A 17216-nucleotide genomic window follows, 5' to 3' on the forward strand; every position below is an offset into this window, starting at 1 on the left:
GGGTTTTCAGAAACCGGGTTTCTGGAAGAAACCCGGTTTCTAGGGTTTTTAGTTAACTTTTAGTTTGTCCTCGTTCCAATGCTCTGCATTGGAATGCTGTTTTGAGGCTCCGCCTCCTGTTAGAATAGGAGGCAGAGCCTCCGTGATCTGATTTCAAGGTAGAACCTTGAAACTAGAAACCAGAAAAGCGATCGCAGAAACTCGGTTTCTATTATGTTAACTTTTGGTACAGGTATTAAAAACTAATGTAGCCGCCGCCCAACGCGCTGTATCTCCGGTAGCAAATAGCTTTCCTGAAGGGGTATAAGCACTTCCTGAAGGGGTGACATAACCGATTTTATTTCCATCAGCATCATACACATTCAAATCTGCCCCCAAACGTCCAATATATTCACCGCTACGATAAAATTTATGCCCATCAACCGTTCCCGCTTTTCCCCATCCTGAACAATGCCACCAAACCGTATTTCCACTAAAATCAATGGATTTATTATCACTAGGTGTAATCGCTCCAGAATCGGTATAATTTAACGTTTGGGGCTGATGTTCTAAGGAATAAGCCGAGGTGTTTTCTGGGTGATAGGCAGATGATAAATGTTCTTGAGAATAATGTTCTGTTGGATGAGATAAAGCGGTTAACTCTAAATTTTGATTAGTTTGATGAAAGGGATCTGTTGTTGTATTATGGGAATGATAAAAGGGATCGGAAATCGGATGAATTGAGGGATCTATTAAATGATGATTCTCTCCAGAATTGGTTAAAGGATGTTGTTCAATTCCTGTGTGATGAAATCCTGAATTAAAAGGATCAGAATCATGAGAGAAATGATGTTGATTTTCAATACCCGAATGGTATAAACTCTGATCAGAATCAGTGTGTAATCCCTGACTGATAGAATCTTGGTGTTGTAACAAGTGTTGAGAATCAGCAGATTGAGAGTGGTTATGGGGATGCAACTCTATTCCCAAAGATTGGATTAAATGATCAACTTGGGAATCGCCACTCAACAAGGAATTATCGTGATCGTTAGATAAAGAAGACATGGCGAGGAGATTAGGAGCGATATTACTAATTGTAGTATAGCATCCAATCTCTACTATTGGGAACTCAGAAACCGGGTTTTTCAAGTTATCTTTTGGTTGAGAAACAAAGATTATGACAGAAACCCGGTTTCTCGGTTCTCGGTGGGGCTCAGAAACCGGGTTTCTTAACCTAAGCTGTCACGCAGTTAATTTTATTGCCCAAAAGCCTTGCTGTAAGGAGTCTAGGCTACAAAATATCAAATTTAGATGCGTAGCAGCTTATCTCTCGGTTGAGAAACAAAGATTATGACAGAAACCCGGTTTCTCGGTTCTCGGTAGGGGCTCAGAAACCGGGTTTCTTAACCTATCTCTCGGTTGAGAAACAAAGATTATGACAGAAACCCGGTTTCTCGGTTCTCGGTAGGGGCTCAGAAACCGGGTTTCTTAACCTATCTCTCGGTTGAGAAACAAAGGTTATGGCAGAAACCCGGTTTCTCGGTTTCAGATTTAAACTAAGATAAATTCAATATTTGCTTAACTTCATTTAACGAAAAAGTAGGACTTTTTTGTTCTTCTTGTTACGCTGTTCTTAAATCTTGTAAATCCTGTAAATCTTCTAACAGTTCTTGAATTTTCAGCAATTCTTCACTCAGTTGAATTTCAAAAGACATGGGCTATATCCTCTTAGTCGTTACCTATACTGCAATTATTAAACAAGATGGTAATTGGTGGATTGGCTGGATTGAAGAAATTCCAGGGGTGAATTGTCAAGAATCTTCCCGTCATCAATTATTGGAAAGCCTTAAAATCACGTTGGAAGAGGTATTAGAATTTAATCGCCAAGATGCTATTAATGCTGCTAATGGGAATTACCAAGAAGAAAAAATAGCAGTATGAAGCGTTTAGTAATTATTTTCTGCTCGTCCCTCACTAACTTTGGAACGGTTATACAATTAATGGAAATATACTCTCTATCAAAAGATATAAATTAATGATTAATTTGATTTTATATTGTTTATGCCTTTTGATTGACGTAAATTAAAGTGAATTCTTCCTATGCTGAATCAAAAGGTGGGCTAGGAAAATTTTATGGAAGAAATAACTTCAACTCCAAAATATGATCATCCTCCCTCAGAAGAAAATCCCAGTGATTTAGAACGATGGGGATCTTTAATTGGGGGAGGTGCGTTAGTATTAATGGGGCTTCAACAACACTCCTTAAAAGGCGTTCTCATGGCGATTGCAGGGGGTGGTTTAATGTATCAGGCTACTCAAAATAAAAGCACCCTTCATCAAGCTCAAGAAGCGTTAGGCTTAAATAAAAGCCAAAATATTCGGGTAGAAAAAACGGTTACGATTAATCGTTCTGGGGATGAACTTTATGAATTTTGGCGTAATTTTTACAATTTGCCAAGATTTATGAAACATATCAAATCTATCATTGTTTATGATGAGCATCGTTCCCATTGGGTGGCAACAGCACCGTTAGGAACAACCGTTGAATGGGATGCAGAAATTATTAAAGATGAACCCAATCATTTAATTGCTTGGTCTTCTGTGGAAAATGCAGAGATTGGAAATTCAGGGTTTGTTCGGTTTCAACCTGCACCCGCAGACCGAGGAACAGAAGTTAAAGTTGTGATTGAATTTAACCCCCCTGGTGGTGCGGTTACAACCACTTTAGCTAAACTGTTTGGCGAAGAACCAGAACAACAAATTGGAGATGATCTCAACCGATTTAAACAGTTAATGGAAGCCGGAGAAATTGCTAGAAATACTGATCAATAAACAATTGACATTAACAATCAAATCGTGGAGAATTAAACATGAAAGCAGTTTGTTGGCATAGTTCAAATGATGTTCGGGTTGATAATGTCCCTGACCCGAAAATTTTAAATCCCCGCGATGCCATTCTGAAAATTACATCCACTGCTATTTGTGGCTCTGATTTACATCTTTATGATGGCTATATTCCAACGATGAAATCGGGGGATATTCTCGGCCATGAATTTATGGGAGAAGTGGTAGAACTCGGCCCCGAAGTTAAAAATTTAAAAATTGGCGATCGCGTCGTCGTTCCCTTTACAATTTCTTGTGGTCATTGTTTCTTTTGTAATCGAGATTTATGGTCACTGTGCGATAATTCCAACCCCAATAAATGGATGGCTGAAAAATTTTATGGTCATTCTCCCTCTGGGTTATTTGGCTATTCTCATTTGATGGGGGGATACGCTGGAGGACAAGCAGAATATGTTCGGGTTCCCTTTGCGGATGTCGGGCCAATGAAAGTTCCCGATGGTTTAACTGATGAGCAAGTGCTATTTTTAACTGATATTTTCCCAACGGGTTACATGGCGGCGGAAAACTGCAATATTCAACCGGGGGATATTATTGCCATTTGGGGATGTGGCCCGGTGGGTCAATTTACCATCCGCAGTGCGTTTATGTTGGGTGCAGAACGGGTGATCGCCATTGACCGTTTTCCTGAACGCTTGCAGATGGCTAAAGATGCAGGTGCAGAGATTATAAATTATGAAGAAGTTGATCCGGGGGAAGCGCTGAAAGAGATGACGGGAGGACGGGGGCCAGATGCCTGTATTGATGCGGTGGGGATGGAAGCCCACGGAACCGATGCCATGGCCCTGTATGATACGGTGAAACAGGCGGTGCGCTTGGAAACCGATCGGCCCTTTGTGCTGCGACAAGCAATTGTAGCCTGTCGGAAGGGAGGTACGGTGTCTGTTCCAGGGGTTTATGGGGGGTTTATTGATAAGATGCCGATGGGGGCAATTGTTAATAAAGGATTAACATTGCGATCGGGTCAAACCCATGTTCATAAATATTTACATCCCCTCTTAGAACGCATTCAAAACGGAGAAATTGATCCGTCCTTTGTGATCACTCATAAACTGCCTTTAGAGGATGCTCCCAAGGGTTATAAAATTTTCCGCGATAAGCAAGAAAACTGTATTAAGGTGGTTTTGAAACCTTAATTAACCTCACCCTAGCTATCAGGGTTGTTGCCTGATCTAACAGCCCTGTAGCTTACTCTTCTGCTCCCCATTTATCGAATAAATCGTTGAGTAAAAGTTCTTCAATCCAAGTTTTACTAACAACCGTTAAAGGTAACGCCAGAACTAAGCCGAGAACCCCGAAAAATGTTGCGAAAAAGATTTGAGCCGTTAAGGTAATTGCAGGTAACAAATCAACCTGTTTTTGCATGACCAGGGGACTAAACCAATAGCTTTCTAAGTTTTGAATAATCACATATAATATAATCACTGCCAAAGCTTTCCAAGGCGCATCTAATAAGGCAACAGCAACCGGAAAAATCACACTCGCTGTCGGCCCAATATTGGGAACAAAATTAAACATTCCCGCTAATAAAGCATGGGCAAAGACAAAGGGAATCCCCAAAATCAGCAGACCAACAGCACTCAAAAACGCCACAAAAGCAGAGGTAATCACAATACCCCCCATCCATTGTAATAAAGTCGTTTCACATTTCGATAAAATGAAATCTGCCCGATGGCGATAAAAAGAAGGAAATAAACGCACCAATCCTTGACGATAGGACTGGGGATCTGCTAATAGCATTAAAGCAAAGATTAATACCAATACAAACTGTAAAAAATTGGCAATCGAGTTAGAAAAAAATGCAAAGAAGTTACCCAATAATTTTTGAGCAAACGGCCCAAATTGTTGCGCGAGTTGGGTAACATTGGGAAGTTCAATATCCAGTTTAGGCAACCAACTGGGGGGATTTTCAATCAGTTGGTTCACCCAAATTCGCAAATTATCATAGCCGATAGGAACCAATTTGATTAATTCTTGAAACTGGTCTAAAAACGGAGGCAAAACAACACTAATTAACACAACACCCATGAACACAATTAAGGCTAGGGATAAGACAACAGCCCATCCCCGTTTCAGGCCAAACCGTTGTATCCGACGCACTAAACTATTAATGGCAATCGAGAAGACAACAGAAGTAAACAGAAGCAGCAAAATTTGTCGAAACTGCCACAGAATAATAAGGGCAATGATTAAACAAAGGAACCCGATCCAATCTGCCAGTTTCAAGACATTAACTCCTATTTAACGTTTGTTAAGATCCCTATTTACACAGGTTTAGCTTAAGATCCACAACTTGAAAATCAAGGTGGTTTTTAGACAACGGCTGAGGTTTAAGATCAAAAGTGAGAAATGCAGATGATAGTCAATATGCTACAGCCTCAACTTTTGAATTGGGAATGTCGTGATACTCGATCCATCCATACTGATGCCGTCAGAGTCGTTGCCATAAGTTGCGATGGCAAATTTCTTGCCAGTCGAAGTGATGATACCACATTGCAACTTTACAATCTGGAAACCCCTTCCACCCCTAAGATCCTGGCTGATCACTTAGAACGAGAATATCCCGGCTATGGGTTAGTATTCAGTCCAAATTCTCCCATACTGGCCGTTGAATCTGACAAAAATATTCAACTTTGGGATGTGATCACCGGTCAACATCGGGTTTTAGACTTGGGGTTATCGGTGCCGATTTGTTCTTTAGCCTTTAGTCCTAACGGTAAACTTCTGGCTGCTGGAAGTTTTGATGGCATCATTGGGTTTTGGGATTTAACCCGTGATCAACTCCTTCCGGCGTTCAAAGCTCATTCTTTTCCGATTTGGTCATTAGCCTTTAGTCCTGATAGCTTGTTTTTGGCCAGTGGCAGTGGAGATGGAACAGTGGGACTATGGAGTTTAAATGGTCAGCATTCCGATGCTCTTTTGGTGGGCCATTCCTTTCCCGTTTGGTCAGTGGCTTTTAGTCCAGATGGTTTGACTCTGGCTAGTGCGAGTGAAGATCAAACAATTAAACTCTGGTGGCTGGAAATTGGTCAGGAATTAGCAACCCTGATCGGCCATTCCGGTGCGGTGAAATCCCTCGGTTTTTCTCCAGAAGGCACAATTTTAGTCAGTGGAAGTCAGGATAAAACGTTGAGGCTATGGCAAATTAGCCCAGATTTACAGGTGGGAACTTTGTTAAGCTCCATTCACACCCTCACAGGTCATGAAGGTTCTGTTGAGACGGTTGCTTACAGTCCTTCTGAACCTTTAATCGTCAGTGGGAGTACCGATGGAACGATTAAAATGTGGCGGACAGTTGATTAAATCCATTAATCAATATCTCTCAGGTGTCAGGGTGTGACTTGTTAAGGTAATTGTGAACAACAAAAAACGCCCCCCTTTCGGAGAGCGTTTTTTGTATGATTTCGGTTAAAAAAGATTAACCATTAATTTGAGGAGCAACCAAAGCGACAGGAGCAGATTCACCCGAAGCTAAGTCTAAGGGGAAGTTGTGAGCGTTACGCTCGTGCATCACTTCCATACCCAGGTTAGCGCGGTTTAACACATCAGCCCAAGTGTTGATCACGCGACCGGTAGAGTCGATGATGGACTGGTTGAAGTTGAATCCGTTCAGGTTGAAGGCCATTGTGGATACACCTAATGCGGTGAACCAAATGCCGACCACTGGCCAAGCGCCTAAGAAGAAGTGTAAGCTACGGCTGTTGTTGAAGCTGGCATATTGGAAGATTAAACGTCCAAAGTAACCATGTGCTGCAACGATGTTGTAGGTTTCTTCTTCTTGACCGAATTTGTAACCGTAGTTTTGGGATTCGGTTTCGGTGGTTTCACGTACCAGAGAAGAAGTAACCAGAGAACCGTGCATAGCGGAGAATAAGCTTCCTCCGAACACCCCGGCAACTCCTAACATATGGAAGGGGTGCATCAGGATGTTGTGCTCGGCTTGGAACACTAACATGAAGTTGAAGGTTCCAGAGATACCCAGGGGCATCCCGTCAGAGAATGAACCTTGACCGATGGGATAAATCAAGAATACGGCGGCTGCTGCTGCAACAGGTGCAGAGTAAGCAACGCAGATCCAAGGACGCATCCCTAAACGGTAGGATAATTCCCACTCCCGACCCATGTAGCATAAAATGCCGATGAAGAAGTGGAAAATCACTAACTGGTAGGGGCCACCGTTGTACAGCCATTCATCTAATGAAGCTGCTTCCCAGATGGGATAGAAGTGTAAGCCGATGGCGTTAGAGGAAGGAACAACAGCACCAGAGATGATGTTGTTTCCGTATAACAGTGAACCAGCGACGGGTTCACGGATACCATCGATGTCCACTGGGGGAGCAGCGATGAAGGCGATGATGTAGCAGATGGTGGCGGTTAACAAGGTCGGAATCATCAGAACACCGAACCAGCCCACATAAATGCGGTTGTTGGTGGATGTGACCCAGTTACAAAACCGATCCCAGATTGAGGCGCTTTCGCGCTGTTGAATCGTGGTTGTCATGTTAGGTATGATGGCGATTAAGTTGTCGAGGTACGTTTTGTATGTATGTACTTTACTTTAGGGCTTTTGTAACGGTTTGTAAAGTCTTTTCACTTAGTATTTAGTGATGAATGCTATAAGCTGGGCTAATCAATAACGATCATGATTCTCCATGATCATAATTATATTGATTATGACCAACCTAAAGAATCTAACGATAAAATATAATTTTTCCTCTTAGCTTAAATTTATTTATAATAAACAAGTATGGGAATACAAATTTTAATTTCTGATTCTGTTTTGCAAGCAATTCGTTTACCGGAACAGCGTATTGAACAGGAATTGCGGCAAGAATTAGCGATCGCTCTCTATAGTCAGGATCTATTATCCTTTGGTAAAGCACGAGAACGGGCTGTCATGGATAAATATGAATTTGGGCAACTATTTAAGTTAGTCCTATAAAAATAAATTCTAGGAGACTATCAGTATGACAACCGTACCTAACGAACAAACAGCTATTATCCGTACAGAAAGAGGACTAACAATCGCAGGTACTCGAATTACACTCTACCAGTTAATGGACTACATTCATGCTGGCTATCCTCCCAATTTAATTCGGCACAAATTTTACATCACTGATCGACAGTTTGACGCAGCTATGTCTTATATTGAGACACACCATGCTGAAGTTGAAGCAGAATATCAAATCGTTCTTAAAGAAGCTGAAGAAATTCATCAATATTGGGAAAATCGTAACCGGGAACGATTTGCTCAAATTGCCACAATATCTTCAAAACCTGAACAAGAAGCAATACGCACTAAACTGAACGCTTGGAAAGCCAAAATTGAGTCTAGGACATGATTTTTTTGATCGATCATAACATTGAAGGTCAAGCAACATGGCTTTGGGGAACTATTCTCGCTGAAGGTTGGCTTGATTTGATAGAAATTCAATTTATTACGTTTGAACAAGTGAAACTATCTATTGAAAGCAGCGATCATGTGGTTTGGCACTTTGCTCAAGAAAACAAAATGATCGTCCTCACTGCTAATCGTAGTATGAAAGGTAAGAATTCTTTAGAAGAAGTAATCCGTAATGAGAATAAACTTGATTCTCTGCCAGTAATTACTCTGGGAAGTATAGATAGAATGGAAGAAAGAAGTTATAGAGAAAGGTGTGCTGCCCGTTTGATCGAGATCGCCATAGATATCGAAAACTCAATGGGAGTCGGACGTATTTTCATCCCTTAAATTCCTGACTTCCTGATGGAGATAAAAATACCTCTCAAGCCTTTTGTACTCAACCGATGTTAATATAAGAATAATTTCTACGAGGCTATAAATATGACAACCCTATCCAACGAACAAACAGCTATTATCCGCACAGAAAGAGGACTAACAATCGCGGGTACACGCATCACTATTTACGATATTATGGACTATGTTACGGCTCAATATCCACCTAAATTTATCAGGGGATTATTTGATCTGACAGAGGCACAAATTAACGCAGCTTTAGCTTATATTGAGGCAAATCGTCCTGATGTTGAAGCTGAGTATCAAATTGTTCTTAAAGAAGCTGAAGAACTGCGACTATATTATGAAGAAAAAAACCGCGATCTGATTGCTAGAATTGCGGCGCAACCACCCAAACCTGGTCAAGAAGCTATTCGAGCAAAACTTCAAGCAGCCAAAGCCAAATTTAAGTCTCAGCCCTGAATTTTTTAGTCGATCATAATTTGAGAGGACACGCCGTACTTCTCTCAGGTAGTATTTTAAATAGTGGCTGGCTAGATTGGGTACTGATTCGATTTATCACCTTTGATGAAATAGGCTTACCAATCAATAGTGATGATCGGGTAGTTTGGCGGTTAGCTCAATCAAACCAGATGATTCTATTGACCGCAAATCGGAGTATGAAGGGTGATAACTCTCTCGAACAAGTGATGCGCGAGGAAATAACTTCTACATCATTCCCCGTGATTACTATTAGTGATGCTGATCGCTTGTTGAATGATTTTGAATATCGGGAACGTTGTGCAATTCGTCTGGTTTAAATTGTGCTTGATATTAATACTTATATGGGTGTAAGTCGGCTTTTTATCCCCTGAAGTAGGGTAGAGGTTTTTGAAGAAGTGTGATCGCTTCTTTTATATCAATAACAGCGATCGCTCTAGGATTAATATTTTCTGGTTTCTAATATGAAATCCCTAAATGTTTGCTACAAATTCCCCCCCCTGTAGAGACTAGCCATGCTTAGTCTCTACAGGGGGGGTTAGAGGGAATCATCTGTAGCATCTATAATGGGATTTCATATAAGTTCTACCTAGAAACAATATTCGGGTGGCTCTGCCACCTAAAACCAGAGGCTCTATCTCTGAGCAGACATTTAATTATACCTGCCTACTTAACACCCAAGACCGAATGATAGTATTGACTTGTTCAGGAACTTCATCATGGGGACAATGACCCGCTTTGAGAAAATATTCCTGTAATTGAGGATAATATTGATGAAACTTGCGGCTGCGTTCTCGACAATTCATCCAGGGATCACCTTCTCCCCAAATTAACAATAGAGGACAGCTTAACTGATTTAACAATACATCCACTTTTTCCCCTTGAGGACTTTTGAACACCGACGCAAACACCTGCGCCGCGCCGGGATCACAGGAGGGACGATAAATTTCTTCTACTAATTGATCCGTAACCGCATTGGGATCAAGATAAACTTTCAATAGGGTTTTACGAATTATAGAACGGCGTCTTGTCCATTGAAAAATTAAAAAACTCACCCAATCTTGACGAAATAGCGATCGCATCGTTTGAGACACCATTTTTTTCCATAAAGGAAGTTCAGGACGGGGATCAGTCTCCGTAAATGGCCCCGCACTGTTGAGTAAAATCACACCTTTAGCCGTTGATGGACATTGGGACGCAACACAGAGAGACCCATACCCCCCCAGGGAATTTCCGGCTAAAATCACAGGCTGACCGATCACCTCTGTAATAAAGTCCTGAAGCTGATCTCGCCAAAGCTGACCACTATATTCTCCGTTGGGTTTTCCAGACCGACCAAACCCTAATAAATCAATCGCCCAGACTTCAAAATCCGATTGTAACCCTTGTATATTTTTACGCCAGTGATCCGTAGATGCCCCAAACCCATGAACCAGCAGCAGGGGGGGACGTTGGGGGTAGCGTTCTCCCGCACGGACATAGTAAATCAATTGATCCCGCCATTGCCAATATTGTCCGGGGATCACGTCAGAGGGGAGTGTTGGGGTTGTGATCATGTTGCTTTATAAAGGAATATTAAGTTACATTAATAATATTAACAAAAACCAGAGAAGCGGAATTGACTCTTTAGTCTTCTGTATCAATAGCTACTAATTTTTATTCTTTAGATAAACACAGAAGAGTTATTTTGTCATTCTCATCAACACTGCAATCTAAGTCTTCTCTTGGCTTGTTTTCTTCAAAATCCCTTGATTTCTCTAGGGTTTAGCTTGCTTGTAATTCATTTATAATACAAAAATATACACTATTTTTCAAAATTAATTGTGTTTTTTCTTATTCTTTTGGTAATCTAATGAATGAACGGGTACTCACGCTCACCCACTCAGATTAAATTCCATAGCAGGAGAGAATTTACAACTATGCAGGGTGTGAGGTTTATCCACCACGTTGCCAGGGAGTTTTCCGTGTGATTGCTTTAACATCGCGTCCGGTTAAACGAAACTGGGTCACTATTAGCTTTGCTTCTACGTTGTATCTCTGTCCAATTTTGGACTTGCTTCTGGCTGACATTCCAGACCTGTTGCAAGCCGAAATTCGCCTGGGACTACAAGAAGCACTTGTGAATGCTGCCAAGCATGGCAACAAGCTAGACCCCAGTAAAACAGTCGTCGTCCGCTTTAGTCTAATTCAAGATCATTGCTGGTGGATTATATCAGATCAGGGTTGTGGTTTTAAACCGCCTTGTCAATGCCAATTACAGGACGAGGTTGATTATGAACCCGAAATCCAAGATTCTGATTTACCCCATGACGAACACGAATGTGGACGAGGGTTGTATATTCTTTATCAAATTTTTGATCGTGTGCAATGGAATCGAACGGGAACGGAACTCACGTTATGCAAGAAAATGATAACACCCTATGAACAACAGGATTGGTAACAGGTTTTAGACCTTAAAATCAGTCACAATAACCTTGTTCATCGCAAGTTTAGATCTCACCTGGATTTTAATGGTCTTTGTGTTTTTATGTCCAATCTTAGAGGACGTTGGTGAGGCTTACGACCGCTTTTTGGAAGTTGTTCCATGGGTGGGACAAGGAGGGGCTGTAATCTTGCGTTCTAGCCAGCCAACCGCTTGATTTAACCGAGGGATCACTTCTTGTGGCTGATTTTTGAGTAAAAAGACTAAGGCGGCGGCTAAATGTTCCCCAGCGCGAGCATTGCAATTTGACTTGAGGCGGTGCCAGTCTCGTTCGGGGATGGCTAATCGTTCTGCTAGGGCTTGAGCGAGTTCGAGTGTGCTATACTCGCTGAGACTAGCTGTGCGGGGACTCATCTGAGGGTCTGAAAGGTCTGGAGTTTGGGAATGGAGGTTAGTCATAAGGATAATTTTAATGGCGGGGTGAATTCGGTCTTGTATTATTATGCCAAGTCAATCATCATCTCAACCACCCTCACCGAATAATTTGACTGAGGATGGAAATCAAGACATTGAACAGGGGTTAGCAGAGGTTGAACAATCTCTGATAGATCTTAAAGCACGATTAACCCAAATTCAACAAGATCAACAACGTCAAATAGAATTAAAGAACCGCATTGATGAAGTGATTCCTCAAATTCGTCAAACTAAGTCGCAACAATTGAAAGACGAATTAAAACAGTTAAAAACCCAGTTAGAAACCCTAGATTTTAATTTAGAAAGTCGTTTGGTCACTTGGGGAAGTTTCAAGGAACCTTTTTGGCAAGCCGTTCGTTTTGGGGGGTTAGGAATTGTGATTGGTTGGGTCTTAAAATCTTGTTCAGGGGGTTAATAAATTTAAAAGCTGCTTATCGGACTTGAACCGACGGTCTAGGCTGAAACCCCTATAACTGCGTTACTTAAGGTTACTCATCTAAACCGCCTATATAAAGGATGAGTAGAAAATGAGTAACAGTGCATACAGTAATTACGGTGACTTGTTAGCGTTCTATAATCGCAAAAGGAAGGAATGCCCTAGAGGGGTAAGTCTGAAGCTTCAGGACAGAAAACATCTACTGCTACAGTTCACCTTTCCTGATACGGGTAAACGGTCATCCAAAACCTGTGGGGTACAGTTTACAGAAGAGGGAGTAATTCAAGCTGTAAGCAAGTCACACCGAGTAAGCAACGCTCTACAGTCCTGTAAAACATCATCTGAATTTTGGACATGGTACGACAAAGAGATATTAAACAAGAATGAAATAAAAAACGATTTAATTACATATAGAGATATCTTTGAAAAACTAGAAAACAAGTTTTGGAATGATAGAAACAAAAATACTAAACGTAAACGCTCTAAGGATATCCCTAACGATGTAGCCACATATAACCGTTATTACGGAATAGTTTTTAATAAATTTACTAACTGGGATAAATACCCAGAATGGGAAGAATTAAAAAATATATTATTTAGTTGGAACCAAGGAACTAAGATGTTTAAAGATGCGTATCACGTTATAAGTACAATAATAAAAAGTATTCCTAACAATCAATTGTTACTGGAAAAATTAAATAATATTGACCCTACACAGTTAGAGTTTAAAGAAAAACAATCAATAAGTTTAGATGAGTTTTTAAGTTGGTATGATGACTGTATTGGCAGTATTGAAACATTAGAAAGACAATGTGATAAAGACGTTAAAAAATCATGGCTATGGGTTTGTGCTATGTGTGTTTTATACGGCTTAAGACCGTCAGAAATTGCAGCGATAAAAAATTTAACTGAATCAATCATTGTTGATGGAGTAACTATTCCAGCGTTGAACGATATAAACAACAAAGACCTGTTAATATACTTAGGTGAAAAAACTTACTTTGATACTACAACTAAGACAGGTACAAGGATATGCAGTCCGATGATTGCAGACAAGGAATTGATTAATAAATTAAGAATTCAACACCCTAAACTACCAAGTTATAAACCGGATAACAATGCTAAGTTAGATAATATATCTAATGGTTTTTCACGGGTATTTAGAAAGAAACTAATAAGTTATAATTGTCCCGTTACTCAAGCTTATGCGTTCAGGCATTTATCTAATCAACTAGGTGAAAAGTACGGTATTCCACAAGAAATCAGAGCTAGGATGTTAGGTCATTCTGTAGCAGTCAATGAGAGTGCTTACAAGCAACGCAATAACACTCGCACAACAATTGACTTACTTACTAATCACTCAAGGCTACCGTTAAGTTTAGATACTGCTAAACAACAGCTTGAGTCATCTGGTTTTAACCTTAGTGATCCATCGGTTAAAGCAATGTTACGGATTATCTATCAGTTAGATAATTAACGGATAACATTCTATCAGTGTAACAGTGAATCAGAAGGGGGGTTAGTTCCCCCTTTATTTTTGTGTCAACCCTGATAATGTTCTATATCGTGGGAGTACATATCATTCCTCAATCCCGTGACATTGGCATTCTCCCACTCAATTGTGTAGATACCCTTAACCCCGTTCGGTTTCTCAACCTCTACAACTATCCCAAAGCGTTTGTTATCCCCAATAGTCTTAGGGTATACCTCTATTACCCTATCCCCTACCTGAAAATTATCAGGTCTGTTTTCTATAGTTTTAGAGTCTTGAGAATTTTGCTGTGTAGGTTGTGTAGGCTGTGTATCTCCCTCTGTATCAGGGTTATAGCTTACACAGTCATCTACACAGCTATCGGGGGGTTGTGTAACGTCTTCTGGGGTAGGTTCAGGTTCAGGGGTTGTGACTACTACAGGACGCTTGTAACCCCGTCTACGCTTGCCGTCATCCCCTTTAATCCCCTCACACTTGACCCATTTGAGTTGAGTCATGATGTCCGATACTTCGCTCTGAGCGCGTTTGGCTTGACTAAGGTTTTCTTTTTCAACTCCCATCAGGGTTAACAATTCCTCAGTAGTTACAGAGACCTTACCCTCTAAGTAGTCTTCAAAATCTTCTAACCAAGGGGACACACTAGAAAACACTTCATTATTAGCATCAGACTGTTTCTGTTCATCAGAGTTTAGATGCCACGTTTCACCGTTTTTATAAGCTTCTACCGTAGCACCCCATATCGCGTCACGCTCTTGTTTAAGAGTCTCAACAGGGATCTCTCTCATAACAGGAATAAACCAAAAACGACGGCTTCCCGTTGGGTCACGAAGTACGTCTAATTTATTCGTTGAACCGACAATAATCCCCATGCGTGGCATGAGTTTTGTCCTAGCACCGTAAGGCATTCTGATTCTGTCTGATGACGTTGTTAAAAACCCTTTAATTTTACTGATGTCTGATTTACTAAAAATGTTTTCTAGTTCAGCCCATTCTGTTAGCCATGCCGTGTGAAGTTTCATTGTCTCTTCTTTATCGGGTGAACCCATGTCATCACAAAGCCAATCATCACTCGCTAAGACTTTAAAGAAAGTTGACTTCCCTACCCCTTGACCCCCTTGTAAAATCAAGGCGGTATCTACTTTACAACCGGGTTCATAAACCCTTGCTACCGCAGCGATTAAAGTCTTTCTGATAAATGTTTGACATAATGGATTATTGGTTCCAAAATATCGTTTAGCAAGGTTGTCAAGGATGGAAATATCAGAGTGTTTTTCATGGCATTGATTGAGATAATCTCTGATAGGATGATAAGAATTTTCCTCGGCAATTTTAACGATAATAGATTTAAAATCCTTCTCAGAGCATCCCTTCAATTCAAGTTTAAATTGTAAAGCTAATTCAAGTTTGAAGTCGTCAAAGTCACGAGGTTTACCGTTAAACTCAATCTCTTTTGTTAACTCATTAAACTTAATTTTATCTCCTACGACTAATTTAACTTGAGTGTATTGAGTTTCTAATTTGGTAGTCTTAGGGGGTAACTCGTCATCTGCATTAATCCCTTCTGTTTTTAATTGTTCATTAACTCTAATTAACCAGTTAGCGATGGGTTCAGCACGTCTTAGAACGTTTTGTCTAAAAGCGTCAGCCCCGTGTTTTTGGATATAGTCACCTATACCCTTGTCACTACCATCGGGTGTCATAGTCCAGAGTCCAGTTATGTTGTAGATCGGTGTGTCTTCAAACAACTGTAACTGTTTTACTAAGGGTTTTTGTGCATTAATTACATTTCTGTTACTCACACTGTCAGCATCAAAACCGACAATGAAACCAAAACCTAACGCTACAAAATATCGTAACGTCGGAACTAAAAATCGTTTACCTTCTGGATCGCGTTTACTCCCCGTTAACCCGTTCTCAACACCCGTTAACGCTATTGTAGGGAAGCCGTGAGATGTAGCGATTAAGGCGTCAATAAACCCTTCTGTAATGAGAATGTAGAATCGGTCATCAATAGACCAACAATGCTTTTTAAGCTCATCTCCATGAAGCCAGAAGTTAGGGTATTCAGGATGATTGGGTAACATTGCGTCAATCTCACAACCAAACGGGGTGACGTACTTGATAGTCCGTTCTGTACCGTCCGCTCTTTTCTCTACTTTTGGATCGTTCGGTCTAACCTGATTCTGTAGACTAGGTAACGCTGACTTTAACAGAATGCCATCGGACGGTGCGCTAAAACCCATCTCTTTAGCTTCTTTCTGGGTGATACTCTCAAAGTTAGCTTTTACCCACTTAGCAGGTAGGTTACGCTCATCAAATAGATAGTCAAGATGTTCGGAAGTAAGAATATCTTTTTTAGCTTTTTCTTGTTGCGTATTTTGGTGAGTTGTACTATAATTAATCATAACGATATTTGTCCTGTGTTTTTATGTGAATTTTTATTCATACCTAAGAGGTAACTTTAATAGGGTTGCCTCTTTTTGCGTTTGTAGATACTACTTTCAGAAGATAGCATACCTATCGAGAAAATTTCAGCAAGAAAAATATTTATTTTTGAACAGGAAACCCTAGGGTTTCCGTTTTAATTTCTGCTTTCGGTACAGGACGGGAACTTACGGAACGATAACGGAAACCTTTAATGTTTCCTACTAGAGTCTTATTAACCCTACCTGTTACCAGGTTTAAATTATTCATCGGGTAATTACGGTATTCTTTGAGGGAATAACCCGTTAACGGATTTTAGTAAAAAACTAATTAACGGGTTTTAGTAAAAAAGGATCAACCGTCTAAATCAATAAAACGTTTAATTTCATTTAATACGTTTTTTCCTTCCTTGTAACGGTAGTTTTTAAATCCCATCACGTTTTTAATGATATGGGAATCACTCAACCCGTCTTCTAAGGCATCCAGTACATCCTCAAAATGTTCTATAGCTAAAGGTGAGAGTTCATTGTCTGAACTGTTCTGAACCGTTTGAACTGACTTGTTCAGGAGTTCTGAACTGTTCTGAACTGAGTCTACATTTTCGCTAAAACCCTGATGAACACTATCGTTCAGGAGTTCACTCTCAACAGCTTGTTCTGAACTCAGTGAACTACTCCTATCAGCCAGTAAATATTGGGCGATCGCAGTATTCGTGCTTTGAGCTAAATACAAATCACTCGCTAAACTGTGTTTAAATTCAGCTTGTTCACGTTTATTGATTGCGTCAATTTTGGGTTTTAGTTTACCGAGTTGAGTTGTTAGGTAAAGTGATGAACTACTCGCTAATATCGCGTAAGTAATAGAACTGAAT

General features: G+C 40.5%; 19 protein-coding genes. 12 read left to right on the top strand and 7 right to left on the bottom strand.

What is annotated here, in order from left to right:
* Positions 1 to 216: 216 nt before the first annotated feature.
* Entirely contained in the window at positions 217 to 1044 is an 828-nt protein-coding gene (locus H6G57_RS09680; protein ID WP_190518010.1) for a hypothetical protein, read from the bottom strand.
* Between the two features lie 648 nt (positions 1045 to 1692).
* Between H6G57_RS09680 and H6G57_RS09690 the strand changes: the two genes are divergently transcribed.
* From H6G57_RS09690 to H6G57_RS09700, 3 genes are all read left to right on the top strand, one after another.
* Positions 1693 to 1920 carry a type II toxin-antitoxin system HicB family antitoxin gene (locus tag H6G57_RS09690; RefSeq protein ID WP_190518012.1) on the top strand — a complete coding sequence of 76 codons (228 nt, stop codon included), beginning with the start codon at positions 1693 to 1695 and terminating at the stop codon, positions 1918 to 1920.
* A gap of 192 nt (positions 1921 to 2112) precedes the next feature.
* Entirely contained in the window at positions 2113 to 2811 is a 699-nt protein-coding gene (locus H6G57_RS09695) for an SRPBCC family protein (protein ID WP_190518013.1), read from the top strand.
* Positions 2812 to 2849: 38 nt separating this feature from the next.
* Positions 2850 to 4016, top strand: coding sequence for a zinc-dependent alcohol dehydrogenase (locus H6G57_RS09700; protein ID WP_190518015.1), 1167 nt, complete (start codon positions 2850 to 2852; stop codon positions 4014 to 4016).
* Positions 4017 to 4068: 52 nt separating this feature from the next.
* Here H6G57_RS09700 and H6G57_RS09705 read toward each other — a convergent pair whose 3' ends face one another.
* Positions 4069 to 5106, bottom strand: a complete 1038-nt coding sequence (locus H6G57_RS09705) for an AI-2E family transporter (RefSeq protein WP_190518016.1) — start codon at positions 5104 to 5106, stop codon at positions 4069 to 4071.
* A 129-nt stretch (positions 5107 to 5235) separates the two neighbouring features.
* Between H6G57_RS09705 and H6G57_RS09710 the strand changes: the two genes are divergently transcribed.
* Positions 5236 to 6183, top strand: coding sequence for a WD40 repeat domain-containing protein (locus H6G57_RS09710; protein ID WP_242048928.1), 948 nt, complete (start codon positions 5236 to 5238; stop codon positions 6181 to 6183).
* Between the two features lie 115 nt (positions 6184 to 6298).
* Here the strand turns inward: H6G57_RS09710 and psbA are convergent, their stop codons facing one another.
* Positions 6299 to 7381: a photosystem II q(b) protein gene (gene psbA / locus H6G57_RS09715; protein WP_190518030.1), complete on the bottom strand. Its 1083-nt coding sequence runs from the start codon at positions 7379 to 7381 to the stop codon at positions 6299 to 6301.
* A gap of 246 nt (positions 7382 to 7627) precedes the next feature.
* Here psbA and H6G57_RS09720 point away from each other — a divergent pair, with 246 nt between their 5' ends.
* The 5 genes from H6G57_RS09720 to H6G57_RS09740 all read left to right on the top strand — a co-directional run bounded on the left by H6G57_RS09720 (position 7628) and on the right by H6G57_RS09740 (position 9417).
* Positions 7628 to 7822: a UPF0175 family protein gene (locus H6G57_RS09720; RefSeq protein ID WP_190518031.1), complete on the top strand. Its 195-nt coding sequence runs from the start codon at positions 7628 to 7630 to the stop codon at positions 7820 to 7822.
* A gap of 25 nt (positions 7823 to 7847) precedes the next feature.
* The gene (locus H6G57_RS09725) at positions 7848 to 8222 is read left to right on the top strand and encodes a DUF433 domain-containing protein (protein ID WP_190518033.1); all 375 of its coding nucleotides are present in this window, start codon (positions 7848 to 7850) and stop codon (positions 8220 to 8222) included.
* Positions 8219 to 8611: an ACP S-malonyltransferase gene (locus H6G57_RS09730; protein WP_190518035.1), complete on the top strand. Its 393-nt coding sequence runs from the start codon at positions 8219 to 8221 to the stop codon at positions 8609 to 8611. Before H6G57_RS09725 ends, H6G57_RS09730 begins: the two co-directional genes overlap by 4 nt.
* A gap of 93 nt (positions 8612 to 8704) precedes the next feature.
* Positions 8705 to 9079, top strand: a complete 375-nt coding sequence (locus H6G57_RS09735; RefSeq protein WP_190518037.1) for a DUF433 domain-containing protein — start codon at positions 8705 to 8707, stop codon at positions 9077 to 9079.
* 20 nt (positions 9080 to 9099) lie between these two features.
* Entirely contained in the window at positions 9100 to 9417 is a 318-nt protein-coding gene (locus H6G57_RS09740; RefSeq protein WP_375539513.1) for an ACP S-malonyltransferase, read from the top strand.
* A gap of 336 nt (positions 9418 to 9753) precedes the next feature.
* On the opposite strand, the gene H6G57_RS09745 is transcribed toward H6G57_RS09740, so the two are convergent.
* Complete coding sequence (locus H6G57_RS09745) at positions 9754 to 10653, bottom strand: alpha/beta fold hydrolase (protein ID WP_190518039.1); 900 nt, start codon at positions 10651 to 10653, stop codon at positions 9754 to 9756.
* 410 nt (positions 10654 to 11063) lie between these two features.
* Here H6G57_RS09745 and H6G57_RS09750 point away from each other — a divergent pair, with 410 nt between their 5' ends.
* Entirely contained in the window at positions 11064 to 11537 is a 474-nt protein-coding gene (locus tag H6G57_RS09750) for an ATP-binding protein (protein ID WP_190518041.1), read from the top strand.
* Between the two features lie 117 nt (positions 11538 to 11654).
* Here H6G57_RS09750 and H6G57_RS09755 read toward each other — a convergent pair whose 3' ends face one another.
* Entirely contained in the window at positions 11655 to 11933 is a 279-nt protein-coding gene (locus H6G57_RS09755; protein WP_190518043.1) for a DUF6439 family protein, read from the bottom strand.
* A gap of 88 nt (positions 11934 to 12021) precedes the next feature.
* Between H6G57_RS09755 and H6G57_RS09760 the strand changes: the two genes are divergently transcribed.
* Both H6G57_RS09760 and H6G57_RS09765 read left to right on the top strand, forming a co-directional pair.
* Positions 12022 to 12408, top strand: coding sequence for a DUF2203 domain-containing protein (locus tag H6G57_RS09760; protein ID WP_190518044.1), 387 nt, complete (start codon positions 12022 to 12024; stop codon positions 12406 to 12408).
* Positions 12409 to 12520: 112 nt separating this feature from the next.
* On the top strand, positions 12521 to 13906 hold the full coding sequence (locus tag H6G57_RS09765; protein WP_190518046.1) for a recombinase: 1386 nt from the start codon (positions 12521 to 12523) through the stop codon (positions 13904 to 13906).
* A gap of 65 nt (positions 13907 to 13971) precedes the next feature.
* Here the strand turns inward: H6G57_RS09765 and H6G57_RS09770 are convergent, their stop codons facing one another.
* On the bottom strand, positions 13972 to 16326 hold the full coding sequence (locus tag H6G57_RS09770; protein WP_190518048.1) for a VapE domain-containing protein: 2355 nt from the start codon (positions 16324 to 16326) through the stop codon (positions 13972 to 13974).
* Between the two features lie 373 nt (positions 16327 to 16699).
* Positions 16700 to 17216 (bottom strand): hypothetical protein (locus tag H6G57_RS09775; RefSeq protein ID WP_190518050.1); only part of this gene is annotated, 517 nt, incomplete at its 5' end.

Source organism: Planktothrix sp. FACHB-1365, assembly GCF_014697575.1.
Lineage (GTDB): Bacteria > Cyanobacteriota > Cyanobacteriia > Cyanobacteriales > Microcoleaceae > Planktothrix.